This is a genomic window from Pseudomonas sp. NPDC087336, from assembly GCF_044744285.1.
Taxonomy (GTDB): domain Bacteria; phylum Pseudomonadota; class Gammaproteobacteria; order Pseudomonadales; family Pseudomonadaceae; genus Aquipseudomonas.
Genome location: NZ_JBIUYA010000011.1, coordinates 14,896 through 39,269 on the forward strand (window position 1 = coordinate 14,896; position 24,374 = coordinate 39,269).

Annotated in this window: 23 protein-coding genes and 1 tRNA gene; 11 read left to right on the forward strand and 13 right to left on the reverse strand. The window is 59.4% G+C overall.

Annotated elements, in window-relative coordinates; all coding sequences use genetic code 11:
• The first annotated feature begins 78 nt into the window (after positions 1 to 78).
• Complete coding sequence (locus ACIO0C_RS13095) at positions 79 to 1,395, forward strand: Vps62-related protein (RefSeq protein ID WP_401312452.1); 1,317 nt, start codon at positions 79 to 81, stop codon at positions 1,393 to 1,395.
• On the opposite strand, the gene ACIO0C_RS13100 is transcribed toward ACIO0C_RS13095, so the two are convergent.
• The 7 genes from ACIO0C_RS13100 to ACIO0C_RS13130 form a co-directional block, all read right to left on the reverse strand.
• The gene (locus ACIO0C_RS13100) at positions 1,376 to 2,131 is read right to left on the reverse strand and encodes a substrate-binding periplasmic protein (protein ID WP_401312455.1); all 756 of its coding nucleotides are present in this window, start codon (positions 2,129 to 2,131) and stop codon (positions 1,376 to 1,378) included. The genes ACIO0C_RS13095 and ACIO0C_RS13100 overlap by 20 nt on opposite strands.
• 78 nt (positions 2,132 to 2,209) lie before the next feature.
• Complete coding sequence (hisF, locus tag ACIO0C_RS13105) at positions 2,210 to 2,980, reverse strand: imidazole glycerol phosphate synthase subunit HisF (RefSeq protein ID WP_007897430.1); 771 nt, start codon at positions 2,978 to 2,980, stop codon at positions 2,210 to 2,212.
• A gap of 9 nt (positions 2,981 to 2,989) precedes the next feature.
• Complete coding sequence (gene hisA, locus ACIO0C_RS13110; RefSeq protein WP_401312458.1) at positions 2,990 to 3,727, reverse strand: 1-(5-phosphoribosyl)-5-[(5-phosphoribosylamino)methylideneamino]imidazole-4-carboxamide isomerase; 738 nt, start codon at positions 3,725 to 3,727, stop codon at positions 2,990 to 2,992.
• Between the two features lie 42 nt (positions 3,728 to 3,769).
• A complete protein-coding gene (locus ACIO0C_RS13115; RefSeq protein WP_401312460.1) occupies positions 3,770 to 4,027 on the reverse strand; it encodes a DUF2164 domain-containing protein in 258 nt (85 codons plus the stop codon).
• Positions 4,027 to 4,665, reverse strand: a complete 639-nt coding sequence (gene hisH, locus ACIO0C_RS13120) for an imidazole glycerol phosphate synthase subunit HisH (protein ID WP_008058511.1) — start codon at positions 4,663 to 4,665, stop codon at positions 4,027 to 4,029. Before hisH ends, ACIO0C_RS13115 begins: the two co-directional genes overlap by 1 nt.
• Positions 4,665 to 5,258 (reverse strand): imidazoleglycerol-phosphate dehydratase HisB, encoded by a 594-nt coding sequence (hisB, locus tag ACIO0C_RS13125; RefSeq protein ID WP_007939452.1) that lies wholly within the window; start codon positions 5,256 to 5,258, stop codon positions 4,665 to 4,667. The genes hisH and hisB overlap by 1 nt, the downstream gene beginning before the upstream one ends.
• Before the next feature lie 267 nt (positions 5,259 to 5,525).
• Positions 5,526 to 7,190: an OFA family MFS transporter gene (locus ACIO0C_RS13130; RefSeq protein WP_272604281.1), complete on the reverse strand. Its 1,665-nt coding sequence runs from the start codon at positions 7,188 to 7,190 to the stop codon at positions 5,526 to 5,528.
• 406 nt (positions 7,191 to 7,596) lie between these two features.
• On the opposite strand from ACIO0C_RS13130, the gene ACIO0C_RS13135 reads away from it, so the two are divergent.
• The 4 genes from ACIO0C_RS13135 (at position 7,597) to ACIO0C_RS13150 (ending at position 11,333) form a co-directional block, all read left to right on the forward strand.
• Complete coding sequence (locus tag ACIO0C_RS13135) at positions 7,597 to 9,822, forward strand: AsmA family protein (protein ID WP_401312464.1); 2,226 nt, start codon at positions 7,597 to 7,599, stop codon at positions 9,820 to 9,822.
• A complete protein-coding gene (gene mutY, locus ACIO0C_RS13140) occupies positions 9,819 to 10,886 on the forward strand; it encodes an A/G-specific adenine glycosylase (RefSeq protein ID WP_401312467.1) in 1,068 nt (355 codons plus the stop codon). Before ACIO0C_RS13135 ends, mutY begins: the two co-directional genes overlap by 4 nt.
• Positions 10,883 to 11,155, forward strand: a complete 273-nt coding sequence (locus ACIO0C_RS13145) for an oxidative damage protection protein (protein WP_003220737.1) — start codon at positions 10,883 to 10,885, stop codon at positions 11,153 to 11,155. The genes mutY and ACIO0C_RS13145 overlap by 4 nt, the downstream gene beginning before the upstream one ends.
• Before the next feature lie 102 nt (positions 11,156 to 11,257).
• Positions 11,258 to 11,333 (forward strand) — tRNA-Phe (locus ACIO0C_RS13150).
• A 234-nt stretch (positions 11,334 to 11,567) separates the two neighbouring features.
• Here the strand turns inward: ACIO0C_RS13150 and ACIO0C_RS13155 are convergent.
• From ACIO0C_RS13155 to ACIO0C_RS13170, 4 genes are all read right to left on the reverse strand, one after another.
• Positions 11,568 to 12,941 carry an APC family permease gene (locus ACIO0C_RS13155; RefSeq protein ID WP_401312470.1) on the reverse strand — a complete coding sequence of 458 codons (1,374 nt, stop codon included), beginning with the start codon at positions 12,939 to 12,941 and terminating at the stop codon, positions 11,568 to 11,570.
• Positions 12,942 to 13,124: 183 nt separating this feature from the next.
• The gene (locus ACIO0C_RS13160; protein WP_401312473.1) at positions 13,125 to 14,507 is read right to left on the reverse strand and encodes an aspartate aminotransferase family protein; all 1,383 of its coding nucleotides are present in this window, start codon (positions 14,505 to 14,507) and stop codon (positions 13,125 to 13,127) included.
• Positions 14,508 to 14,555: 48 nt separating this feature from the next.
• On the reverse strand, positions 14,556 to 15,353 hold the full coding sequence (locus ACIO0C_RS13165) for a helix-turn-helix transcriptional regulator (protein ID WP_401312476.1): 798 nt from the start codon (positions 15,351 to 15,353) through the stop codon (positions 14,556 to 14,558).
• 279 nt (positions 15,354 to 15,632) lie between these two features.
• Entirely contained in the window at positions 15,633 to 17,123 is a 1,491-nt protein-coding gene (locus ACIO0C_RS13170) for an aldehyde dehydrogenase (protein WP_401312479.1), read from the reverse strand.
• Between the two features lie 358 nt (positions 17,124 to 17,481).
• On the opposite strand from ACIO0C_RS13170, the gene ACIO0C_RS13175 reads away from it, so the two are divergent.
• Positions 17,482 to 17,919, forward strand: a complete 438-nt coding sequence (locus tag ACIO0C_RS13175) for a hypothetical protein (protein WP_401312482.1) — start codon at positions 17,482 to 17,484, stop codon at positions 17,917 to 17,919.
• Positions 17,920 to 18,067: 148 nt separating this feature from the next.
• On the opposite strand, the gene ACIO0C_RS13180 is transcribed toward ACIO0C_RS13175, so the two are convergent.
• Positions 18,068 to 18,514, reverse strand: a complete 447-nt coding sequence (locus ACIO0C_RS13180) for a carboxypeptidase regulatory-like domain-containing protein (RefSeq protein ID WP_401312816.1) — start codon at positions 18,512 to 18,514, stop codon at positions 18,068 to 18,070.
• A gap of 364 nt (positions 18,515 to 18,878) precedes the next feature.
• Between ACIO0C_RS13180 and ACIO0C_RS13185 the strand changes: the two genes are divergently transcribed.
• From ACIO0C_RS13185 to ACIO0C_RS13195, 3 genes are read left to right on the forward strand one after another with little or no spacing between them, the layout of a single operon-like run.
• A complete protein-coding gene (locus ACIO0C_RS13185; RefSeq protein ID WP_401312485.1) occupies positions 18,879 to 19,841 on the forward strand; it encodes an alpha/beta fold hydrolase in 963 nt (320 codons plus the stop codon).
• Positions 19,842 to 19,878: 37 nt separating this feature from the next.
• Entirely contained in the window at positions 19,879 to 20,295 is a 417-nt protein-coding gene (locus tag ACIO0C_RS13190) for a hypothetical protein (RefSeq protein ID WP_401312488.1), read from the forward strand.
• Between the two features lie 6 nt (positions 20,296 to 20,301).
• Complete coding sequence (locus tag ACIO0C_RS13195) at positions 20,302 to 20,754, forward strand: hypothetical protein (protein WP_401312490.1); 453 nt, start codon at positions 20,302 to 20,304, stop codon at positions 20,752 to 20,754.
• A 71-nt stretch (positions 20,755 to 20,825) separates the two neighbouring features.
• Here ACIO0C_RS13195 and gabP read toward each other — a convergent pair whose 3' ends face one another.
• The gene (gene gabP / locus ACIO0C_RS13200; RefSeq protein ID WP_401312493.1) at positions 20,826 to 22,217 is read right to left on the reverse strand and encodes a GABA permease; all 1,392 of its coding nucleotides are present in this window, start codon (positions 22,215 to 22,217) and stop codon (positions 20,826 to 20,828) included.
• A gap of 563 nt (positions 22,218 to 22,780) precedes the next feature.
• On the opposite strand from gabP, the gene ACIO0C_RS13205 reads away from it, so the two are divergent.
• Entirely contained in the window at positions 22,781 to 23,554 is a 774-nt protein-coding gene (locus tag ACIO0C_RS13205; protein WP_007972784.1) for an ABC transporter ATP-binding protein, read from the forward strand.
• A 13-nt stretch (positions 23,555 to 23,567) separates the two neighbouring features.
• The gene (locus tag ACIO0C_RS13210; protein ID WP_401312496.1) at positions 23,568 to 24,314 is read left to right on the forward strand and encodes an ABC transporter substrate-binding protein; all 747 of its coding nucleotides are present in this window, start codon (positions 23,568 to 23,570) and stop codon (positions 24,312 to 24,314) included.
• Positions 24,315 to 24,374 lie beyond the last annotated feature (60 nt).

Here is a 24,374-nt window from a genome sequence, read left to right on the forward strand (position 1 = left end):
CCCACCTCCATTCCGGATAGTGAGACATGCAACATGTCGCGACTCTCAATGTAGTCTTCTCAACTATCTGGACTGAATATGACCAACGAAAACAAGGCATCCGTCGCAACGCCGATGGAATCGATCAAAGCTGACAACCTGCTGATCAACTTCACGACCGAGTTCCTTCGGGTCTGCGATGTCAGGGGTTCAAGCTCCAAACCCGCAAGCTTTTGGCGCCCCACCTCAACCGCTGACCTGTTGCCCGGATTTTTCCCGCTGGGTGATGTCGTCATTACCGGACATGACAATATCAACGAGAAACGAGTGGTGGCAGTTGTATGCGAGGCCGATTTGCCAAGTGCAGACCCGGAGAAAGGCAAGGCACTCGCCCGACCTGATGATTTTGAACAGATCTGGGCCATCACCAGCCCGGCAGGCACCTCTCAGTGCACAATATGGCAGCCAATCCCCCCTGAGGGTTACGCAGCCCTGGGATTGGTGTGCACGAGTGATTCGGTAAAGCCTTCGTTCAATTCGGTGCGTTGCGTCCGGACAGACCTGGTGGTCGCCTCGGACGTCGGCGCGGGCATCTGGGACAGTAGGAACAGTGGCCCCCATCAGGACTTCAGCGCCTGGACTATCACTCCTCCGACCGCACGAGCGGGGGAAATTCACTTCGCACCAGGGACCTTTGTCGGGGCCAATAGCTTTATCAAACCCGCGACACACCCCTGCGCTTATTCGTTGCGGATGAAGATTGCGCTCCGGATCAACCCCGCACCTGTAGGCCCGATACTTTCCGGCTACGAAGTGCCCCCAGAACATGAATCGCTGGAAGCCACTCAAATCGCCTACATTCCGTGGTTCGCGGTAAAAGACGACGGTCTGTCCGCTGCCGAAAAATTAAGCACATCGCCGTATTACCGATTGGAGAGGAGCGACGCTTATGCCCTCGTTGGCTATGGCCATAACACAGGCAAAAAGGGGGAATTCTTCAAATGGCGAACACCCCGACTCCAGAACTCCAAGATACTCGAGATATTCACTCGCATTACCTCTGTTCAAGTGGGACCCGCCTGGTCGGCCAGGCCTGCGGAGCCTGTCGACTCCATACAATTCTCGGCACGATTGAACAAGAATTTCAGTCACACTGAAACGTCGACTCGCGAATGGCTCACGCCGACAACAGTAGAAGTCGTCGCGGTCATTCCGGCAAACAGGATTATGGCGGTGTACCAACTGCAGAGCCATTTCGATCTGGTGCGCTATGACGGCACTCAAGCGGGCATCAACTTCGGATACGCCGATAACAGCAGCTTTCACTTAACCGAGTACTCTTCTGAGTCCAACGGCGAAACCGAGGTCAGGCCGCCGGTCTTAGACTTGCCAACACCTACAGATATCGACCCATGATCTCGTCGACCACGCCATCTTTGCGTAGCTGATCCAGAGCAGCCTGTAACTTGGCCACGGTTTCGTCCGGCACGTTTTTGTTCAGCGCCAGGTAAAGCACCGCGCTGTTGAAGCGAAGCACAGTCTTGAGCCCGGTTACCCCGTCCTGGCGCGCCAGATAGCGCCCAGCGGGGTCCCCGGTAGCCCACAGGTCGATCTGGCCGCTGACCAGCTTCTTCGCGTTGTCCTGATCGCGCAGCACCACAATGGGCTTCAAGCCTTGCTTGGCCAAAGTCATGGCAATGGCGTCGCCCTTGTACGCGCCAATCTTGTACTTTCGCGCGTCTTCCAGGGTTTCGAGGGAGATTTTGCTGTCAGCCTTGGCCAGCATGATCCAGTCATCCGGACCTATCGGACCGACCCACTTGAAAAGCCGCTCGCGGTCCGGCAAACGCGCCATCACAAATGCTCCGTAACCGGGGTTTTCCAGGGCGAGTTTGTAGACACGCTCCCAAGGGAAACGCAGGGTCAGGCTATAGGTGATGTCGGCACGCTTGAACATCTCGCGGACGATGTCCACGGCGATGCCATTGATGTTCTCGTCCTGAGCGAAGTTCTTGCCGTTCTTGGCCATGTTGTACGGCGGGAAGTTTTCCGTCAGCAACACCAGTTCCGTGGCGGAGCTGTCTGCGGCACGCGCGCTACTGATGAGCAACAAGGAAGCGCTGGCGAGGACAAGGAGAATGCGTTTAAACATGTCTGGCTACCGAAATCCATGGCGTACCCAAGAGTGCCCTGAGCCCGCCATGATGTCCACTGGCCTGCACCGGTTTGTTCAGCGCATCACAATTCCGCGATGAGCCATATAGGCCTTGGCTTCCTGCACGGTGTATTCGCCGAAGTGGAAAATACTCGCCGCCAACACCGCGCTGGCGTGGCCTTCGAGAATGCCATCGGCCAGGTGCTGCAGGTTGCCGACACCGCCGGAAGCGATCACCGGAATGCCCAGCGCATCGCTGATGGCGCGGGTGACGCCCAGGTCGAAGCCGTTTTTCATGCCGTCCTGATCCATGCTGGTCAGGAGGATTTCACCGGCACCCAGGCCTTCCATCTTCTTCGCCCATTCAACGGCATCGAGGCCGGTTGGCTTGCGTCCGCCGTGGGTGAAGATTTCCCAGCGCGGGGTTTCGCCAGGTCCCGAGACCTTCTTCGCATCAATGGCAACCACGATGCATTGCGAACCGAAGTGCTGCGCCGCTTCGCCGACGAATTCCGGGTTGAACACCGCCGCGGTGTTGATCGAGACCTTGTCCGCACCGGCATTGAGCAGGTTGCGAATGTCCTGCACGGTGCGCACGCCACCACCAACGGTCAGCGGGATAAACACCTGGCTGGCCATGCGCTCGACGGTATGCAGCGTGGTATCGCGACCATCGACGCTGGCAGTGATGTCGAGGAAAGTAATCTCGTCGGCACCCTGCTCGTCATAGCGACGGGCGATCTCCACCGGGTCGCCTGCATCGCGGATGTTTTCGAACTTCACACCTTTGACGACCCGGCCGTTGTCCACGTCCAGGCAAGGGATGATACGTTTGGCCAGCGCCATGGTCAGTCCTCAGCCTTTGTACGAATCGCAGAAAGCTTGCGCTTCAGCGACGTCGAGGGTGCCTTCGTAGATCGCGCGACCGGTGATCGCACCGATGATGCCTGGCGCCCTGGCGTCGAGCAGCGTCTTGATGTCACCCAGGTTGTGGATGCCACCGGAAGCGATCACCGGGATCTTCGTGGCAGCAGCCAGCGCAGCGGTGAACGGTACGTTGCAACCCTGCATCATGCCGTCTTTGGCAATGTCGGTATAAACGATGGCGGACACGCCGTCGGCTTCAAACTGCTTGGCCAGGTCGATCACCTGGATGGTGCTGATTTGCGCCCAGCCGTCGGTAGCGACGAAACCGTCCTTGGCGTCCAGACCAACGATCACCTTGCCCGGGAATGCGCGGCAGGCTTCGGCGACGAAGGCCGGATCTTTGACGGCCTTGGTGCCGATGATCACGTAGCTAACGCCCGCTTTCACGTAGTGCTCGATGGTTTCCAGCGAACGAATACCGCCGCCGATCTGGATCGGCAGGTTCGGGTAGCGCTTGGCGATGGCAGTAACCACTTCGCCGTTGACCGGCTGGCCTTCGAACGCGCCGTTCAGGTCAACCAGATGCAGACGACGGCAGCCGCCCTCCACCCACTTGGCAGCCATGCTCACCGGGTCATCGGAGAACACTGTGGAATCTTCCATGCGGCCCTGGCGCAGACGAACACAGGCACCGTCTTTAAGATCGATAGCGGGAATAATCAGCATCTGGCAAACCTTCAAATTCGAATGTTCAGCTTGGCTCGGAAATCAGTTTTTCTCGAGCGCCCACAGGTCGCTTTCGATGCTTTCGAACCTCTCCTTGAGGTGCGCCTGCACATCGAAAATCGCCCTGTTGTAATAGTGCGGAGCAATTTCGCGGGTAAACAGCTCAAGGATTTCAGCCGCTTCGAACGAACCAAGGTCCAGTTCGAAGCGATCCTCCATGAAGCGCTTGATCTTGAGATTGGCCTCGTTCTCCTGTTCAGGAGTGAGGGTCAGGATCGGCGGCCTCTTCTTGGCAGCCATTACCAGCGACCGTCCCACGCGGCGAAGTTCTGCAGCAACTGCAGGCCATGGGTATGGCTTTTCTCCGGGTGGAACTGCACCGCGAAACGCGAGCCTTCGGCCAGCGCTGCGGCAAAATCGACCCCGTAGTGACCGCCACCGACCACCTGCCGCGCATTGCCGGCGGCGATGTAGTAGCTGTGCACGAAGTAGAACCGTGCCATGTCCGGAATATCGTGCCACAGCGGGTGACTCACCTTCTGCTGCACTTCGTTCCAGCCCATGTGCGGGACTTTCAGGTGTTCGCCATCCTCGACAAGATCCTTGCCGAAGAACTTCACCTGGCCCGGGAACAGACCGATGCAGTCGACGCCGTCGTTCTCTTCGCTGTGCTCGAGCAAGGCTTGCATGCCCACGCAGATGCCGAGGAACGGACGATCCTGGCTGACTTCACGCACCAGAGAATCAAAACCCAGGCGACGGATTTCCGCCATGCAATCGCGGATCGCGCCAACACCGGGAAAAACCACCCGGTCGGCTTCGCGAATCACGTTCGCATCGCTGGTGATCAACACCTTGCCAGCGCCTACGTGCTCGAGGGCCTTGGCCACCGAATGCAGGTTGCCCATGCCGTAATCGATAACCGCGACTGTCTGCATTACAGGACGCCCTTGGTCGACGGCATTTGCCCGGCCATGCGGTCATCGAGTTCTACCGCCATGCGCAGCGCGCGGCCGAAAGCCTTGAACACGGTTTCGATCTGGTGGTGGGTGTTGTGCCCACGCAGGTTGTCGATATGCAGGGTGACGTTGGCGTGGTTGACGAAGCCCTGGAAGAACTCCTGGAACAGGTCAACATCGAAACCGCCGACGGTGGCGCGGGTGTACGGAACATGCATCTGCAAGCCAGGACGACCGGAGAAGTCGATCACCACGCGCGACAGCGCTTCATCGAGCGGCACGTAGGCGTGGCCGTAGCGACGGATGCCTTTCTTGTCGCCGATGGCTTTGGTGAATGCCTGACCCAGGGTAATACCGACATCCTCCACCGTGTGGTGGTCATCGATATGCAGGTCGCCCTTGCTGACGATATCCAGGTCGATCAGCCCGTGACGGGCGATCTGGTCCAGCATGTGCTCAAGAAAAGGTACACCGATATCAAATCGGGCCTTTCCGGTGCCATCCAGGTTAATCGAGGCTTTGATCTGGGTTTCCAGAGTGTCGCGCTCGACTGACGCCATACGTTCGGCCATCACCAGCTCCGCAAAATCATTGGGCGAAAAAGGCATCCATTATAGGGGCGCGGGCGCGAAACAGAAACACGGGAGGTGATATCACTGACGGAGTGAATTCGGGGGTGCCGACGATAGACATGTCCATACAAGCCATTTGCAGACGACGCAAACAAATGTGGGAGCGAGCTTGCTCGCGATAGGGCCATCACATTCAACACTTTTGCTGACTGTCAGACCGCTATCGCGAGCAAGCTCGCTCCCACAGGTTTCGGGTTGAAACTGGTGTTAGTGAAACAGCACCGCCGTCTTCTGCAAGGTCACCCAGACACCCCACGCCAACGGAATACCCACCACCAGCCAGGCAGCCACCGCCAGCGGCTTGGTGCCGGCATCGGCTTTCCACTCCAGCACGGTGCTGCTGTCAGCCCCCTTGTCGTGGCCCAGCGCCTGTTCGGCAGCCAGCTCGGCGTCGGTCATGAAGTACTTGTCCGCCACTGGACGCACCAGCAGATTGCAGATAAAGCCCAGCACCAGCAGGCCCGCCAGGATGTACAGCGTGATGTCGTAAGCCGCCGCACGCTCAACGCCGATGCTCAGCTGATACTCACGCAGATAGTTCACCAGCACCGGACCCAACACGCCCGCCGCCGCCCACGCCGTCAGCAGACGCCCGTGGATCGCGCCAACCATCTGCGTGCCGAACAGGTCCGCGAGATAAGCAGGAACCGTGGCAAAACCACCGCCGTACATCGAAAGGATGATGCAGAACGCCGCCACGAACAGTGCGACGCTGCCCAGATGCCCAAGGTTCGGGATCAGTCCGTACAGGGCAAAGCCCAAGGCGAAGAACACGAAGTAGGTGTTTTTGCGGCCTAGGTAATCCGAGAACGAAGCCCAGAAGAAACGCCCGCCGATGTTGAACAGGCTCAGCAAACCGGTGAACCCTGCAGCAATGGCGGCGATTGAAGCCAGTTGCCCGGCGTCCAGCTGACCAAATGTCAGGTCATTGCCCAGCAATTTGCCGGCAAACACTTCCTGCAACAGTGGCGATGCCATGCCGAGGATGCCGATACCCGCCGAAACGTTCAGGCACAACACCAGCCATACCAGGCGGAATTGCGGCGTTTTCCACGCCACGTTCACGTGCACGTGACGGTGGGTGATCATCGCATTCGAGGCTTTTTTCGCAGGTGCCGTCCAGCCTTCAGGTTTCCAGCCGGTAGGCGGTACACGATAGGACAGCGCACCGCCGATCATGAACACGAAGTAGATCGCGGCCATGACCAGGAAGCTTTGCCATACGCCGACGCTGGTTGGCGAGGCAAAATGGCTCATCAACGCCGCTGCCAATGGAGCACCGACCATCGCGCCCCCGCCGAAGCCCATGATCGCCATGCCCGTCGCCATGCCGCGCTTGTCCGGGAACCACTTGATCAGGGTCGACACCGGCGAGATGTAACCCAGGCCCAGGCCAATGCCGCCAATAACCCCGGAGCCGATCCACATCAGCCAGATCTGGTGGGTATAGACCCCCAGCGCGGAAATCAGCAGTCCACCGCACCAGCACAGTGCCGAGACGACACCCGCCTTGCGCGGCCCGGCATGCTCCAGCCAGCCACCCCAAATGGCGGCCGAGCAACCCAGGAAGATGAAGAACAGGGTGTAGATCCAGCCGAGCATCGAAATCGGCCAGTCGCACTGCGAAGAAAAGACTTGAGCGATGAAGCTCATGTCTGGCGCACAAGCCACTGGCGCGGTAATGCCCAGTGCTTTGGACAGCGGCAACCAGAACACCGAGAAGCCGTAGGCCATGCCGATGCACAGATGGATGGCCAGCGCGGCCGGTGGCACCAGCCAACGGTTGAAACCGGGCCTGGCGATGATGCGCTCCTTGGAAAGGAAGGCGGGCTGGCCGGCTTGAAGGCCGTCCGCCGTGATGCTCGTGGTCATTGTGTATCCCCCAATTATCAGTAGGTTTCGTCACCCACTCTTCACCCTCAGCCTTAATGCACGCAGACATGACTGTTTTTTAGGGAAAAGCTCGTTTTCCCTGCGACATTACGTCGCAGGACAGGCGGACGAACCGGTGCAGGGTAGCATTTGCCAGTGACCGAAAAACCAAACTGACATCACGTTTTCGACGTTGTCTGTTTTCGTACCACCCAAGGAACCTCCCTTCCGATCATTGTCGAACTGATTAACAACTTCTTCGGTACAGATCCTGACTACACGTAGGAAAAATCACTTTTTGCCTGGATGCTCGCCGCTCTGCCCTTGTGATCTGCCCGGTCGGTCGCTGCGGAGCGCTATACTCCCCGGCTAAATTTCGAATTCGACTAACTACAAGGACTCGCCCATGAAAGCGTTCGGCAAAATCCTGGGTCTGGTACTTCTCGGGCTGTTGCTGATCGTAGTGGCGCTGGGCTTTGCCCTGACCCACCTCTTCGATCCCAACGACTACAAAGACGAGATACGCCAGATTGCCCGCGACAAGGCCCACATCGAGCTGACGCTCAATGGCGATATCGGCTGGAGCCTGTTCCCCTGGCTGGGCCTGGAACTGCACGATGCGGCGGTCGCAACCCTGGCCAAGCCCGCCGAACCGTTCGCCGACCTGCAGATGCTCGGCCTGTCAGTCCGCGTGCTACCGTTGCTGCGCCGCGAGGTGCAGATGAGCGATGTGCGCGTCGAAGGCCTGAACCTGCGCCTGAACCGCGACAAGGATGGCCACGGCAACTGGGAAGACATCGGCAAGGTGCCCAAGCCTGCAACCACGGCCACGCCGGCCGATTCCACCAGCGAACCCGAGCCGACAACCACCGCCCAGGCGGAAAAACCGGCCCAGCCCATTCGCCTGGACATCGACAGCCTGACCGTCAACAACGCCCGCGTTGAATACAGCGACGAAAAAACCGGCAAGCAATTCAGCGCCGAAAGCATCCAGCTCAGTACCGGCCCGGTGCACGACTCCACCAATATCCCGGTCAAGCTCACCGCATTCCTGGGCACCAACCAACCGGTTCTGCGGGTGCGCACCGAGCTCAACGGCGAGTTGCGCTTCGAGCGCGCGTTGCAGCGCTACAAACTGGAAGACATGAAGCTGTCCGGTGAAGTCGCCGGCGATCCGCTGCAAGGCAAGACCGTGACCTTTGCCGCCCAGGGGCAGTTGCTGCTGGACAAGGCTGCCAATGTCGCCGAATGGACCGGGATCAAGGTCTCCGCCAATCAACTGCGAGCGTTGGGTGAACTGAAGGTCAATGACCTCGACAAGACCCCGCAGGTCAACGGAGGCCTGTCGATTGCCCAGTTCGACCTGGCGAAGTTCGTCGATAGTATCGGCCAGAAACTGCCGGCGATGGCCGAAGGCAGCCTGAGCAAGGTCGAACTGGCCACGCGCCTGGCCGGTACGCCCACAAGCCTTACGCTCGATGACATCAACCTGAAAGTCGACGACAGCACCTTCACCGGTCGCATCGCCGTCGAGGACTTCGCCAAGCAATCGCTGCGCGCCACCCTCAAGGCCGACACCTTCAACGTCGACCGTTACCTGGCGCCGAAGTCGGCCGAGGCCAACAGCGCCGAGCAAGTGCGCCAGGCCGAAGTCGCCAGCACCGAAGCCGATGCCATGGCCGGGGCCGGCAGCACACCGCTGCCGCAATCCCCAACCAAGGAAGCCTGGAGCAACGAACGCCTGCTGCCGGTGGAACGCCTGAACAAGCTGGATGTAGACGCCGACCTGACCTTCGGCCAGTTGACCCTGGAAAAACTGCCGATCCAGAACGCCGTACTCAAGGCCACCGGCCAAGGTGGATTGTTGACGCTGAGCAGCCTGCGCGGTGACCTGTACGAGGGCAACTTCGAAGCCAAGGGCACCCTGGATGTGCGCCAGCAGGCACCGGTGCTGAACATGCAGACGCAGATCAGCCGGGTGCCCGCGGAAAAAATCCTCGAAAGCCAGGGCAAGGAACCACCGGTCAAGGGCCTGGTAACACTCAACAGCACCCTCACCGGTAGCGGTAACAGCCAGAAAGCGCTGATCGAAACCCTCAACGGCAACGCCAGTTTCATCATCAACAATGGCGTGCTGCTCAATGCCAACCTCGAACAACAGTTGTGCAAAGGCATCGCCACGCTCAACCGCAAGGAGCTCAGCGGCGAGCCACGGGGCAAGGACACACCGTTCCAGGAGCTCAAGGGCAGCCTGACCTTTCGTAACGGTGTCGCGAGCAACCCGGACCTGAAAGTGCGCATCCCGGGCATGACCGTCAACGGCGACGGCGATGTCGACCTGCGCGTCCTGGGCATGGATTACCGCGTGGGTATCATTGTCGAAGGCGACAAGAGCGACATGCCGGATCCGGCCTGCCAGGTGAGCGAGAGATTTGTCGGCATCCAGTGGCCGCTGCGTTGCCGCGGCCCACTGGAACTCGGCGCCAAGGCCTGCCGCCTGGACAACGAACGCATGGGGCAGGTCGCGAGCAAAATGGCGGGCGAACGGATCGGCGAAAAAATCGACGAGAAACTGGGCGACAAGGTCAGCCCGGAACTCAAGGACGCACTCAAGGGGCTGTTCAAGCGATGAGAGCCGAGCAGTTTTCATCGGCGGTACTGGACTGGTTCGACCGCCACGGCCGCCACGATTTGCCCTGGCAACAGGGCATCACCCCATATCGGGTGTGGGTCTCGGAAATCATGTTGCAGCAAACCCAGGTCAGCACCGTGCTGAATTACTTCGACCGGTTCATGGCTTCGCTGCCGACGGTCGAAGCCCTGGCCGCGGCGCCCGAGGACGAAGTGCTGCACCTGTGGACGGGCCTGGGCTACTACACCCGCGCGCGCAATTTGCAGAAGACCGCGAAGATCGTCGTCGAGCAATACGGCGGTGAATTTCCCAGGGACGTGAAAAAACTCACCGACCTGCCTGGCATCGGCCTGTCCACGGCCGGCGCGATCGCCAGCATCAGCATGGGTCTGCGCGCCCCCATCCTCGATGGCAACGTCAAACGCGTGCTGGCGCGCTTTACCGCACAAGAGGGCTACCCTGGCGAGCCGAAGGTTGCCAAACAGCTCTGGGCGAACGCTGAGCGTTTTACGCCGCACGATCGGGTCAACGCCTACACCCAGGCGATGATGGACCTGGGTGCCACGCTCTGCACCCGCAGCAAGCCGAGCTGCCTGCTCTGCCCGCTGGAAAAGGGCTGTGAAGCGCACATGCTCGGCCTGGAAACCCGCTACCCGATTCCCAAGCCACGCAAAGCCATCCCGCAGAAGCGCACGCTGATGCCGATGCTCGCCAATGGTGAAGGTGCAATCCTGCTTTACCGTCGCCCCTCCACGGGCCTGTGGGGCGGTTTATGGAGCCTGCCGGAACTCGATGACCTCGACGACCTGCAACACCTCGCCTCGCAGCATTCGCTGGAGCTGGGCAATCAGCAGGCACTGCCGAGCCTGGTGCACACCTTCAGCCATTTCCAGTTATCCATCGAACCCTGGCTGGTTCAGGTCCAGGAGGCCGGCCATCACGTGGCCGAGGCCGACTGGCTCTGGTATAACCTCGCCACCCCGCCGCGCCTGGGCCTTGCCGCCCCGGTCAAGACCTTGCTCGAACGCGCGGCCGCCGTATTGAACGCAGGAGAGTCGTCATGACCCGCACCATCATGTGCCGCAAGTACAAAGAAGAATTGCCCGCCCTGGAGCGCGCTCCATTCCCGGGCGCCAAAGGCCAGGACATTTTTGACCACGTCTCGGCCAAGGCCTGGGCCGACTGGCAAAAACACCAGACCCTGCTGATCAATGAAAAGCGCTTGAACATGATGAACGCCGAAGACCGTAAATATCTTCAGGGCGAGATGGACAAGTACTTCTCCGGCGAAGATTACGCCAAGGCCGAAGGCTACGTACCGCCTGCCGAGTAAGCCCGTAAAATCGGGGGTCGGATCGTAAGCGACGGTAATAATTAAATTTTTTTGATAACTTGCTTGACGACCCCCTGAAAAACCCGTTTAATGCGCCCCGTTGCCCAGATAGCTCAGTCGGTAGAGCAGGGGATTGAAAATCCCCGTGTCGGCGGTTCGATTCCGTCTCTGGGCACCACCTTTCGTTTACAGGTGATGCCAAGCACACCTGTAAACACACAAAAAACCCGCCTAGTGCGGGTTTTTTGCTTTCTGTGGTTCATTCCCTTCCAAGCCCAAACCCATGTGAGTAGATCCGTTCGATCTGGAAATCCACTTACCTGCGATAAGCCCCCCGTGAAAGCTTCGTGGGCGATCACAAGGGGCGTCCCGCCTCAGCGGCGCGAAACACTGCGCAGCTTCATACCCTTGATCACTCCGCCATCTGCAGCTCCGGCAGTTTCATTCGGAACCCACGGGTAACGCCCAGCAAACAAATGAGCCCCAGGCCCATCCAGCACAGGCCAATCATGAACGACATGCTGGAGAGACTTGTCCACAGCCAGATGGTGCTGAGGAACCCCAGGGCCGGCACCGCGCCGTATAACAGGCAATTGCGCAGGCCGCGCAGCTTCTGGTCGACCAGGTAATGCTTGATGACCGCCAGGTTCACCGCCGAGAACGCGAAGAGCGCACCGAAACTGATCATGTTGGCAACGGTATCCAGGGTGATGAACAGGGCAATCAGCGAGAACAGGCTGACCAGCATGATCGCGGTGGCCGGCACCCGCTTCTTCGAAACCAGCCTGCCGAACACCCGGGGCAACGCGCCGTCTCGACCCATGGCGAACAGCACCCGGGAGACGCTGGCCTGGGAGACCATCGCCGAAGCAAAACATCCGGCCACGTAGGTGGCGGTAAAGGCGGTCACCAGCAGCTCACCACCCACGCGGCGCATGACGTCCAGCGACGCCGAGTCCGGGTCGGCAAAGCTGTTCCATTGCGGATAGACCATTTGCGCGAAATACGAAACGAGGACAAACAGCAGGCCCCCGAGCAGGCTCACCACCATGATGGCGAGGGGGATGAGACGCCGCGGGTTGGGTGTCTCCTCGGCCATGGTCGACACAGCATCGAAGCCGAGGAAGGACAGGCACAGGACCGCCGCGCCGGTCATGATCAGCGGCACGCTGAAGCCTTCATGGTGGAAGGGTGCGAGCAGCGAGACCGGCTCTGCCTGATCACTCAGGTTGTGGATCGACAACGCAACGAACACCACGATGAAGACCAGCTGGACAACCACGAGCAACAGGTTGACCCGGGTGATGGATTCGATGCCGATCAGGTTGAGGAAGGTCACCAGGGCAATGGAGCCGAGCACCCACACCGCAGCGGGAACCGCGGGGAAGTATTCGGACATGTAGATGCCGATCAGCAGATAACTGAGCAGCGGCAGGAAGATATAGTCCAGCAACAAGGTCCAGCCGGCCATGAAGCCAAAGTAGCTACCGAAGGCCTTGCGCGTATAGGAGTACACCGATCCCGAATACGGATGCGCCTGCACCATGCGTCCGTAGCTGTAGGCGGTCAGCAGCATGGCGGCAAGGGTCAGCAGGTAGGCGGTAGGCAAGTGGCCCTTGGTTATCTGGGTCACCAGGCCATAGGTGGTGAACACCGCCAGCGGGACCATGTATGCCAGGCCGAAGAGGACCAGCCCGGTAAGCCCGAGGGATTGTCGAAACCGGCCAGGCGAATCCGCCGGGCAATGATGGGAAGGAGTATCGGCCACGCTTGTTGTTGTAATCATTGCTGACTCCTGAAAATTTGAATGCAGGACGCTGCGGTATCCGAAGAACGGATACCGTTGGTGAATGATCTGCTGAAGAGTGGGCTGCCCGATTTCCGGCAGCCTCAGTTCAATCGATATGCATCCAGGGCGATGTAACGCTGGCGATCACCACCCCGTGCATGGGTTGGCACACAGATGACTTCAGAGCTTTCCCGCGATCCGTGCGGTGCGGTCGACCGCGATGCGAGTCTTCTCAACCAGCTCGTCCAGCTCAGCGCGCGTTGCCACAAGCGCCGGCGCCATGATCATGCGGCCCAGGGTCGAGCGAATGATCACGCCCTCTTCAAAACCAAAGGTGCGGCACTGCCAGGCCAGGTCGTTTTCGTTGGCGAAGCGTTTGCGCGTAGCCTTGTCCTCGGCGAACTGCAAGGCCGCGACCAGGCCCGCGCCCTGGATCTCGCCGATCATCGGGTGGTTGCCGAACACCTCGCGCAGAATCTGCTGCAAGTACGGCCCGGTATCCTCCTTCACCTGGCGCACGATGCCTTCATCACGCAGCGCCTTGAGGTTGGCGAGCGCCACCGCGGCCGCCACCGGGTGTCCGGAATAAGTCAGGCCGTGGGCGAAGACACCGCCCTGCTCCACCAGCGCATCGGCAATGCGCTTGCCCAGCACCAGGCCACCCATTGGCACGTAACCGGAAGTCAGTCCCTTGGCGATCGACAGGGTGTCTGGCTCGAAACCGAAGTACTGGTGGGCGAACCACTCGCCCGTGCGACCAAAACCACCGATCACTTCATCGGCACACAGCAGCACATCGTATTGGCGGCAGATGCGCTGGATTTCCGGCCAGTAGCTCTCAGGCGGGAAGATCATGCCGCCAGCGCCCTGGAAAGGCTCGGCGATAAAGCCCGCGACATTGTCGGCGCCCAGTTCCAGAATCTTCTCTTCCAGTTGCAAGGCACAGCGTCGACCGAACTCGGCCGGGGTCAGATCGCCGCCCTGGGCGAACCAGTAAGGCTCATCGATGTGCGCGACGTCCGGAATGGGGCCGCCCATTTCGTGCATGAACTTCATCCCGCCCAGCGCAGTGGCCGCCAGGGTCGAGCCGTGATAACCGTTCCAGCGGCCGATCATGATCTTCTTCTGCGGCTTGCCGACGACCTGCCAGTAACGGCGAACGGTACGGATCAGCACCTCGTTCGCTTCGGAGCCGGAGTTGGTATAGATGACGTGGCTGTAGTGGCCCGGCAAGAGGCTGAACAGCAGCTCAGACAGCTCGATCACCGCTGGGTGGGTGGTGTGGAAGAACATGTTGTAGTACGGCAACTGGTCCATCTGCGCAGCCGCCGCCGCGGTCAGGTCCTTGCGACCATAGCCGAGCTGGGTGCACCACAGGCCCGACATGCCGTCCAGGTAACGCTTGTCGTCGTTGTCCCAGAGATACAGTCTCTCGCCGCGTACCATCACTCGAGGGCCTTCGGCATTGAGCGCCTTTTGATCCACGAACGCGTGGATATGGTGGGCTGCATCGGACTTCTGATAATCCTGAGTCTGCCGTTTCGGTTCGAAGGGTGCATTCATGGCTTTTTTCTCTTTTGTTGGTAGTCACGCGAGGGGTAGCAAGTCCGCTCAGCGGCTCTTGCTCATGTAGCTTTCAAGCGGGTCTTTGCTGAGCACGCCCTGGGCTTCGGCCAACGAATCGATGAACAGGGAGAACAACTCCGATTGCGTGCCGATGTCGAGCTTGCAGTAGACGTTCTTGCGGTGAGACTTGATGGTGTCCTCCGATACCCCGAGGCGCTCGGCCAGGGAGCGGGTCGAATGGCCACGCAGGATCAGTTGGGCGATGCGGCATTCGCGCTCGGTCAGGATCGACGAGCCGAAATTATCCAGTGCCGAGTGGATGCGCTGCTCCAACAGGTTTTCGAAGCGCGCCCCGCGCGTGTCCAGGCCGACAAAATGCTTGCCCAGCAAGGTCAGGACCCAAGGTGTCATGCGCTTGAATTGCTGCGTCGTAGCGGCGTCGAGTTTTTCCGTAAACGCCAGTGACACCGCCAGGCTCAGCCCGGGGGCAGACTGCAGGATGTAGTTCAACTCATCCTGCAGGTGCGAGTGGCGATAGAACGACTGGTAATACTCGCTGAGTTCGAAATGGTCGGGAGCGACCTCGGCGAGGTCGTAGCAACCGGAGCTGACGCCTTCCACACAGGCACCGTAGAACGGGTCGAGCAGATAGAACCCGGACAGGTACTGGCGCACATTGCCTTGCGGTAGCCAGGGGCCGTCCAGTTCGAACAGCGCGCTGGGCATACCGCCATGCGGATACAGGTACAGCGTCGTCGCTTGGATGGGCCAGATGCAACCCAGGGTTTCGAACAGCGTCGCGGCGAATCCCGGTTGACCGATACTCTCGGTCACCTTGGCCATCTGTTCGAACCATTGCGCAGAAAAAAACCGATCGTTTTCCACTTCAAAGACTCGCCGAAAGAATGGTTGGGAGCGACACAAGTTTTACTGGTGCCGGGGTTGAAATGATGTTCCCACGCTCGCAAAAGTGCCGATATCACCCGTTAGGGTGAGTCGACCAAAGGGTGTCAGATGACCGTTCCGCCTGCCCCACAAACAGGAAAAGCACGCCACTGCGGGGAGTGCGTGCAGATGAGTTTTTCCCTGCCACGCCTTGCGACGTAGCCGACGGAAGCGACGTTAACGGAGCTGAAACCAGGTGGTTTTCAGTTGCGTGTACTTGTCGAACGCATGCAGGGAAAGATCGCGCCCGAAGCCGGACTGCTTGCCGCCGCCGAAAGGAATGGCGACATCCAGAGCATCCATGGTGTTGACCGAGACAGTCCCGGCCTTCAATGCCCGGGCCACACGATGAGCGCGGTTTAGGTCATCGCTCCAGACTGACGCGGCGAGACCGTAGATGCTGTCGTTGGCCAACTGAATCGCCTCCTCTTCGGAGTCGAAGGCACTGATGGCTAATACTGGACCAAAAATTTCATCACGCGCCAGGCGCATGTTTCTATCCACACCAGCGAAAATCGTCGGCTGGATGAAGTTCGAAGAGCCATTGATGGTCAGGCGTTCGCCGCCTGCCAGGAGTTTCGCGCCGTCACCCCGTGCTTGCTCGATCGCCTGCATGATGCGGGCGGCTTGCTCGCTGTCCACGATCGCACCGGCCCTGCTTTCAGGGTCCAGCGGATCACCGGGCATCCAGGCCCGAGCCTTGGCAATCAGCCGCTCGACGAATTCATCATGGATAGAACGTTGCACGTAGAGCCGGGAGTTGGCCGAGCAGACCTCGCCCTGGTTGAAAAAAATGCCGAACGCGGCTTTTTCCGCGGCCAGGTCCAGGTCCTGGCAGTCTTCGAAGACCAGGTTCGGGCTCTTGCCGCCGCACTCCAGCCAGACCTGCTTGAGATTGGACTGTGCCGAGTACTGCATGAAGTACTTGCCGACCTGGGTCGAGCCGGTGAACACCAGGCAGTCCACATCAGGATGCAGTCCCAGGGCTTTGCCGGCGCTTTCGCCCAGGCCGGGGACAACGTTCAACACCCCTTTCGGAATGCCGGCTTCGAGCGCCAACTGCCCCAGGCGCAAGGCAGAGAATGGCGACTGCTCGGCGGGCTTGAGGACCACGCTATTACCGGCGGCCAATGCCGGGGCGAGCTTCCAGGCAGCCATGTCCAGCGGGAAATTCCAGGGCACCACGGCGGCAACCACCCCTAGGGCCTCACGAGTGATGGTGGCGAGGGCATTTCGCGCGGTAGGCGCGACCTGATCGTAGAGCTTGTCCAGGGCTTCACCGTACCAGGCGAACACACTGGCCGCGCCAGGCACATCGATGTTGTAGGCATCCATGACCGGCTTGCCCATGCTCAGCGAGTCGAGCAGTGCCAGCTCCTCGCGGTTGGCCAGGAGCAGTTCGGAGAGCCTGATCAGGATCTTCTTGCGCTCCACCGGAGCCATGCGGGCCCACGTCCCCTCTTCGAACGCCTGGCGAGCCGAGCGAACCGCAAGGTTCACTTCCTCCTCACCGCATGCGGCGACACAGCCCAGCCGCTGGTTGGTCGCCGGATTGATCACCTCGAAAGTCGCACCTGAGGCGCACGCGACCTGCTGCCCTTCGATCAAGGCATTTTCAATGAATGTTTGGCGGGCAGCCCGCTGCTGCCAGTAGTTGAGATCGAGCACACGCTACTCCCATGCCGACCGCTGATTCGGTCAGTTTTTATTGGTTTCGCAGGATCATGCTCGACTCTCGCGGCGAGGAAAAATAGTAAAAATATGCTCGGTTCCCAAGAAAAAACTGGGTAGTGCCGAGGGCCTGAGGCATCAGGTAAGTTTCAGTTTTTTATACTTGGGATTTAACAAATCCCCCCGCCATCGAAAACTCCTACACCTGCCAAGCACTCTTTCCTTCCAGTTGCGCCAACTCTTCATACAGTGCTTTAGGATTCCTCTCATAGAGGGCAAGCGCTTACCTCATTGAAACTATCGCAGCAGCAAATCTGCCTGCATGCATTCATGTTTCAACGTAAGGAAGCAGTTATTGAACACGCTACTGAAACTCCTCGCCCTATCGACAATTATTGCCACCGCCTCCGGTTGCGTCAGCTACAACAACAGCCAGCCGTCTTCGCCAATCGACAGCACCGTCAAGGCAGACCTTAAAGCGGACATTGCCGTCGGTGACGCAATTTCCGGCCAGTCTTCGGTCAACGTACTGTTCGGCTTCCTCAAATTTGGTGGCGACTCCCAGTTTGCAGACGGCGTCAGCTATGGCGGTGAAAGTGGTGCCTTGAGCGGGCTTGGCCTGGACCCCGTCAGCGCGGTTAAATCTGCTGCGGCCTACAAAGCGGTCAAATCGTCCGGCGCCGACCTGATCGTCGCCCCTCGCTACGAAGTGAACGAAGAAAACTACTTCATTTTCAAGAAAGTCTCCGTCACGGTAAAAGGCAACAAGGGCAACATCCGCAGCATCCGCTAACACATCCCCCCAGGTGTTTGTTCAGCAAACCATCCATCGCGCATTTGCAAACCGCAAACTCTAGCGCGCGGTGCTCCGCAAACAGCTGTAAAGCCAGCTGTTTGCGGATGTGAGAGTTGAGGAATTCACCGCACGCCTTACGGCACGGCTAACTATCACTCCAGTGAAATACCAGGTTGCGCGCAGCCCCCGAGCCAACATCCGCGGTATCACGTCGCTCCTGACCAGCACGCGATGCAACGACCGTGTACTTGCCAGGCGGCAACTGAACGTAAACCAGCGGACCGGCCTCAGTCAGGGTCAACACGCTTTTCCCCTGGGCGTTTTGAATGGCGACATTTACATCCGGAATGTATTCGTTACCGACGCCGACGGAGAATGTCATATGCAGGTTGTAACCCTTGGTTTGCTGGATGGCCTTCGCCTCATCTTCACCGATACCACCAGACAGGTAGGCAATTCCGTTTTGTTCCTGGCGTTGGACCTGCACGCCCGAAGTGTCGACCGGTTCGAGGCTGGCGGCCTGCGGTGCAACCGGCAACATCAATACGCTGATAGCGACGAGGGGCAGGAACAGTGACTTCACAGACTTCATCATGACGACTCCCGGGTTCCATGGAACCCAATCGTTACTTAACTTGGATTTGCGGCACGGTCGTCGTGTTTTAGAACGATTTGAACTTGGAGCCACTACGAAACGTACTACGTGGATCGCTGCCCCACCCTTCGTGTCTATCAGCCCGTTCCTCAGGCCATTTCAAAGGCGCCCTGCAGCATCGTCCCATGCTCTCTTGCCATTCTCTTCTGCCTGTTCAGCCTACTGCGCAAGCTCCAGAGCGCCCTCGTACCCGATGACACCCAAGACCCACCTATCACCTCATTGCTTGGGAACCGTGATGGATTGTTCATACGTGGCGCGAAGACTATTGTTGGCAGCTACCCGCAAAGGTCCGACGCCAATGAATTTGCAGGACACCCCCTCACTCGCCCCCACTCAAATCGAGCTGCCACTGACGGCTGGCACTTCGGGCGAACCGTTCAAGCAAGCTGCCGCCGACGGTTTCATCCTCAGCGGCTTCATCTGGCGGCATGCGCGGCAGGACACTTCCCGGGCAGTGGTTATCATCAACGCTGCCACCTCGGTCCGCTGCCGACACTACTCGCGTTTCGCCGATTACCTGTTTGCCAACGGCTTCGATGTCATCACCTACGACTACCGCGGCATCGGCGAATCACGGCCAGCGTCTATGAAAGGACTGAAAGCGACTTGGTCCGACTGGGGCGCCCTGGACTTCGAGGCGATGCTCAAGCGCGCACAGCGTGACTTTCCCGGCCAACCGATCGACGTGGTCGGTCACAGCTTTGGAGGCTGTGCAGCGGGCTTGGGAGCATCCGGCCAGCTAATTCGCCATCTGGTGACGGTCGGCGCGCAATTCGCTTACTGGCGCGACTATGCGCCCGCTCACCGCTGGCGGATGTTTGCCAAGTGGCATGTGGTGATGCCGCTGGTGACGAGGCTGTACGGCTATTTTCCCGGCAAACGCCTCGGCTGGCTGGAAGACACCCCAGCCGGTGTAGTCCATGACTGGAGCACGTCCACCGCTCGTTACGAAAAGCGCCCCAGCGGCCAGGACGGCCATGTCAGGAACTTCGCCGCGGTCACCGCGAAAACCCTGGCCATCAGCCTCAGCGACGATCCCTACGGCACAGTCCCGGCCATCGAGCGCCTGCTCGGCTACTTCACCGGCAGCATAAACACCCACCTGCGCATCACCCCCCAAGACATCGGCGAACAAGAAGTTGGACATTTCGCCTTTTTTCGCAGCGCATACCAAGCCACACTATGGCCCATTGCACTGTCCTGGCTGCAAGACGGCGAGCTGGCCCCCGACACACCCGGGCGCACAGTGCCACGTAACTGAGCCACCAGCCCTTTCAACGAAATACGGAACGACGCCCATGGCCTCCGCCAACAAACAGCAAAAACGCGCCTCCCGCGCCAAGGCCAAGGCCAAGCAGAACCGCACGCAACGGGCCGCCGCGCCGGTGGAGCTGGACCCGAACGACGATCGCATCGACTTCGAATCGGTGGACCTGACCGAACTGTTCAAGAAAATGATCGACGCCGAAAAGATCAGCCAGCAAGCCATGTGCACAGCGTTCCTCGAAGACCCGTTGCTGGAACTGGTGTACGAGCAGGAAGGCGAAGAAGGCGCGATGGACTTCATCCTCGCGGCGCTGATCGAGTATCGCCAGTGGTCCACCGAAACCGACGAAGCCGGCGCCCTGGCGTGGATCGAATCACCGGCCTTCCAGGCTGACTACGTGGCGGCGTCCGACGTCATCGCGGCACAAACCCAACAGAAACCGAACTGAGTTCCCATGGCCTCCCTGAACAAGCAACAGAAACGCGCCAAACGCGCGAAAGCCAAAGCCAAGCAGATCAATATCCACGGCAGAAAACCCGCCGCACTGGACGATGACCTGGGCGAAATCGGCGAACCGATCCCGGAATACACCCTGGCGATGTTCAGCAAAATGCGTGACGCGGAAGCCATCAGCCGCCGCGAAATGCTCTCCGTGCTACTGACGAATCTCGCCTTCATCATCATCGACCATCCAGAACTGCTGGACATGGAAAACGCCGACGACGAAGGCATGGCCGCCACTCACCTGGCCGCCGACATGCTGATCGACTACCGCATGTGGGCTGACGGCATGGACCGCGAGACCGCCCAGACATGGCTGACCGACCCGCAGTTCATTACCGACTTCGGCGACGCCCTGGACGTCTACCGCCAGACGCTGGACGCGCCGGAAGAAAAAGCCGAGTAAGGGTTACGACTCAAACAAAAACGGCCGCTTGTCATCACTGACAGCGGCCGTTTTGCGTTACGCGGTATGAATCAGTTCAACACCACCGCGCCACTTTTTTCCAGCTTGCGACGGCGAGCCACCATCAAACCGGCTGCCACCACCAGCAGGCTGAGCAAGCCGGTCGCAAGGATTTCCACACGATGGGCTTCCTGGAACAGCATGATGGTCAGGGCACCGACGATGAACACGATCACCGCGTAGGTCAGGCCCGGGAACAACCACATGCTGAAGACGATTTTCTCACCGCGAGCCATACGCTGCTTGCGCATGCGCAGTTGCGAGATCGCAATCACCAGGTACACCAGCAGTGCAATGGCGCCGGAGCTGGCCAGCAGGAACTCGAACACCGCAGCCGGGGCCACGTAGTTGGCGAAGGTTGCCAGGAACGCTGCACCGGTGGACAGCATCACCGCCCAGTAAGGCGTGCCGCTTTGGTTGGTACGGGTGGAAACGGCTGGCGCATCACCGCGCTTGCCCAGGGAGAACAACATGCGCGACGAGGTGTAGAGCGCCGAGTTCAGGCAGCTGGTCACCGCGACCAGTACCACGATGTCGACGATCATCTTGGCGTTCGGGATGCCCATGCGATCAAGAACGGTCTGGTAGGAACCGACGCTGGCCAGAATCGGGTCGTTCCATGGCACCAGGGCCACAACGATGAAGATCGATACGAGGTAGAACAAGCCGATCCGCCAGATCACCGAATTGGTGGCCTTGGAGATTTGCTTGCCAGGGTTTTTCGATTCCGCGGCCGCGATGGTCACGATCTCGGTGCCCATAAAGGAGAACATGGTGGTCAGGATGGCACCCAGCACCGCGCCCATGCCGTTTGGCAGGAAGCCTTGGGTGTCGAACAGGTGCGAAACGCCGCTGACCTGGCTGTTGGGCAGGAAGCCGAAAATTGCCAGGACGCCGAGCACGATGAAACCAATGATCGCCACGACCTTGAGCAGAGCGAACCAGAACTCGAACTCACCGTAGTTCTTCACGCTGAACAGGTTGGTCACGGTCAACAGCATCGTGATCACCAGGGCGAAGGCCCAGATGTCCACGCCAGGGAACCAGGCATGCAGGATGGTTGCGGCGGCGTTGGCCTCCAGCGGGATGACGAGCACCCAGAACCACCAGTACAGCCAGCCGATGGTGAAGCCGGCCCAGTGACCGATCGCGCGATCGGCGTATGTCGAGAACGAGCCCGTGTCTGGCGAAGCGACAGCCATTTCACCGAGCATGCGCATTACCAACACCACCAGCATGCCGGCGGCGGCGTAAGCCAAGAGCACGGCCGGGCCTGCTGCAGCGATGGCGTGGCCCGAACCAACGAACAGGCCGGCGCCGATAACCCCGGCGATCGACAGCATGGTGACATGCCGCGGTTTGAGCCCCTGTTCGAGGCCGTTGGAGCTTTGGGTACTGCTCATTGAAACTACCTTTGTAAGGAAAAGCGAATGCGTGCATCCCGCCTGTGTTCTTTCTTGTAAAAAGAAACAAACGGGGCGTTCCGGAATCTGCACGCAATATTTGCGCCAAAATGTTTCAAAACCGTCTAGTTCGGGAACTTCGCCCTGACGGAGCAGAGATCGCAAGCCATTGATATTAATGGCACTTTGCCAAAGCGTTACCCTGCGACTCACTTTATGAACGAACCAGCGCCCCGGAAACACACACAAAAATCCGTCGACGCACGATAAAAGGGCATATCCGCCACCTTTGGCCCGTTAGCGCTTCCAACCCCCCGCCAAAGCTGGCAACATCGCGCCCTTTTTTACGCGACAGCCACCGCGCTTTTATATGAAAGCAGGGTTCAAACGGCTGTTCGGTTGTTGATGGGGCGACAGTCTGCTGTGCCGATGCGACAACCTGCCACATACCAACCGTTTACTGCCCTTAGCGCTGTTGGCTGCCCTTGAAACGCTATGCTAGCTTGGCCGCCTCGCCAGGAAGGCCACCAACAGCAGGAGCGAATACACAATGAGGAACGCACATGGCTGAGGCCACGCCCGCGCTTGAAATCCGCAACTTGCACAAACGCTACGGCTCGCTGGAGGTGCTCAAGGGTATCTCGCTGACCGCCCGCGACGGCGACGTGATCTCGATCCTCGGCTCCTCCGGTTCCGGCAAGTCCACGTTCCTGCGTTGCATCAACCTGCTGGAAAACCCGCACCAGGGCCAGATCCTGGTGGCCGGCGAAGAACTCAAGCTCAAGGCCGCGAAGAACGGCGAACTGGTCGCTGCCGACGGCAAGCAGATCAATCGCCTGCGCAGCGAAATCGGTTTTGTGTTTCAAAACTTTAACCTGTGGCCGCACATGAGCGTGCTCGACAACATCATCGAGGCCCCGCGCCGCGTGCTCGGCCAGAGCAAGGCCGAAGCCATCGAAGTCGCCGAAGCCCTGCTGGCCAAGGTCGGCATCGCCGACAAGCGCCACGCCTACCCGGCGCAATTGTCCGGCGGCCAGCAACAACGTGCGGCCATCGCCCGCACCCTGGCCATGCAGCCCAAGGTCATCCTGTTCGACGAGCCCACCTCCGCGCTTGACCCGGAAATGGTCCAGGAAGTACTTAATGTCATCCGCGCCCTGGCCGAAGAAGGTCGCACCATGCTGCTGGTTACCCATGAAATGGGCTTTGCCCGTCAGGTCTCCAGCGAAGTGGTATTCCTCCACCAGGGCCTGGTAGAAGAACAAGGATCGCCACAGCAGGTGTTTGAAAACCCGCTTTCGGCGCGCTGCAAGCAATTCATGTCCAGCAACCGCTAACGGAGCTAACCGCATGCGCAATTACAAGAAGGTCTTCCTGGCCGCCGCCGTTACCCTGGCGTTCAGCGCCGGTGCCATGGCCGAAACCCTGAAGATGGGCATCGAAGCGGCCTACCCGCCGTTCAACAATAAAGATGCCAGTGGCAATGTCGTCGGCTTCGACAAAGAGATCGGCGACGCCCTGTGCGCCAAGATGAAAGTCGAGTGCACCGTGGTCACCTCTGACTGGGACGGCATCATCCCGGCGCTGAACGCCAAGAAGTTCGACTTCCTGATCTCCTCGATGTCGATCACCGACGAGCGCAAGCAAGCGGTGGACTTCACCGAGCCGTACTACTCCAACAAGCTGCAGTTCATCGCCAAGAAAGACGTCGACTTCAAGACCGACAAGGATTCACTGAAGGGCAAAGTGATCGGCGCCCAGCGTGCAACCCTGGCCGGCACCTGGTTGGAAGACAACATGGAAGGCGTTGAAGTCAAACTCTACGACACCCAGGAAAACGCTTACCTCGACCTGACTTCCGGTCGCCTGGACGGCATCCTGGCCGACAAGTACGTCAACTACGAGTGGCTGAAAAGCGACGCCGGCAAGTCCTATGAATTCAAGGGCGACCCGGTGGAAGAAAGCGACAAGATCGGTATTGCTGTCCGTAAAAACGATCCGATCCGCGAGAAGCTGAACATCGCGCTTAAAGAAATCGTTGCCGACGGCACCTACAAGAAGATCAACGACAAGTACTTCCCGTTCAGCATCTATTGATCCTGACCTGCCTGGCCGGCGCCTGATGGCGCCGGTTCACGGTATTGCCTGCCGCGATTT

Coding starts and splice junctions, on each gene's coding strand:
- gabP (WP_401312493.1), bottom strand. CDS start 22,217: ATGAGCAGTACCCAAAGCTCCAACGGCCTCGAACAGGGGCTCAAACCG.
- ACIO0C_RS13115 (WP_401312460.1), bottom strand. CDS start 4,027: ATGGCTGCCAAGAAGAGGCCGCCGATCCTGACCCTCACTCCTGAACAG.
- hisF (WP_007897430.1), bottom strand. CDS start 2,980: ATGGCGCTGGCCAAACGTATCATCCCTTGCCTGGACGTGGACAACGGC.
- ACIO0C_RS13145 (WP_003220737.1), top strand. CDS start 10,883: ATGACCCGCACCATCATGTGCCGCAAGTACAAAGAAGAATTGCCCGCC.
- ACIO0C_RS13190 (WP_401312488.1), top strand. CDS start 19,879: ATGGCCTCCGCCAACAAACAGCAAAAACGCGCCTCCCGCGCCAAGGCC.
- hisH (WP_008058511.1), bottom strand. CDS start 4,665: ATGCAGACAGTCGCGGTTATCGATTACGGCATGGGCAACCTGCATTCG.
- ACIO0C_RS13100 (WP_401312455.1), bottom strand. CDS start 2,131: ATGTTTAAACGCATTCTCCTTGTCCTCGCCAGCGCTTCCTTGTTGCTC.
- ACIO0C_RS13205 (WP_007972784.1), top strand. CDS start 22,781: ATGGCTGAGGCCACGCCCGCGCTTGAAATCCGCAACTTGCACAAACGC.
- ACIO0C_RS13210 (WP_401312496.1), top strand. CDS start 23,568: ATGCGCAATTACAAGAAGGTCTTCCTGGCCGCCGCCGTTACCCTGGCG.
- ACIO0C_RS13155 (WP_401312470.1), bottom strand. CDS start 12,941: ATGATTACAACAACAAGCGTGGCCGATACTCCTTCCCATCATTGCCCG.
- ACIO0C_RS13165 (WP_401312476.1), bottom strand. CDS start 15,353: ATGGCCAAGGTGACCGAGAGTATCGGTCAACCGGGATTCGCCGCGACG.
- hisA (WP_401312458.1), bottom strand. CDS start 3,727: ATGCTGATTATTCCCGCTATCGATCTTAAAGACGGTGCCTGTGTTCGT.
- ACIO0C_RS13095 (WP_401312452.1), top strand. CDS start 79: ATGACCAACGAAAACAAGGCATCCGTCGCAACGCCGATGGAATCGATC.
- ACIO0C_RS13185 (WP_401312485.1), top strand. CDS start 18,879: ATGAATTTGCAGGACACCCCCTCACTCGCCCCCACTCAAATCGAGCTG.
- ACIO0C_RS13130 (WP_272604281.1), bottom strand. CDS start 7,190: ATGACCACGAGCATCACGGCGGACGGCCTTCAAGCCGGCCAGCCCGCC.
- ACIO0C_RS13180 (WP_401312816.1), bottom strand. CDS start 18,514: ATGAAGTCTGTGAAGTCACTGTTCCTGCCCCTCGTCGCTATCAGCGTA.
- ACIO0C_RS13195 (WP_401312490.1), top strand. CDS start 20,302: ATGGCCTCCCTGAACAAGCAACAGAAACGCGCCAAACGCGCGAAAGCC.
- hisB (WP_007939452.1), bottom strand. CDS start 5,258: ATGGCCGAACGTATGGCGTCAGTCGAGCGCGACACTCTGGAAACCCAG.
- mutY (WP_401312467.1), top strand. CDS start 9,819: ATGAGAGCCGAGCAGTTTTCATCGGCGGTACTGGACTGGTTCGACCGC.
- ACIO0C_RS13160 (WP_401312473.1), bottom strand. CDS start 14,507: ATGAATGCACCCTTCGAACCGAAACGGCAGACTCAGGATTATCAGAAG.
- ACIO0C_RS13135 (WP_401312464.1), top strand. CDS start 7,597: ATGAAAGCGTTCGGCAAAATCCTGGGTCTGGTACTTCTCGGGCTGTTG.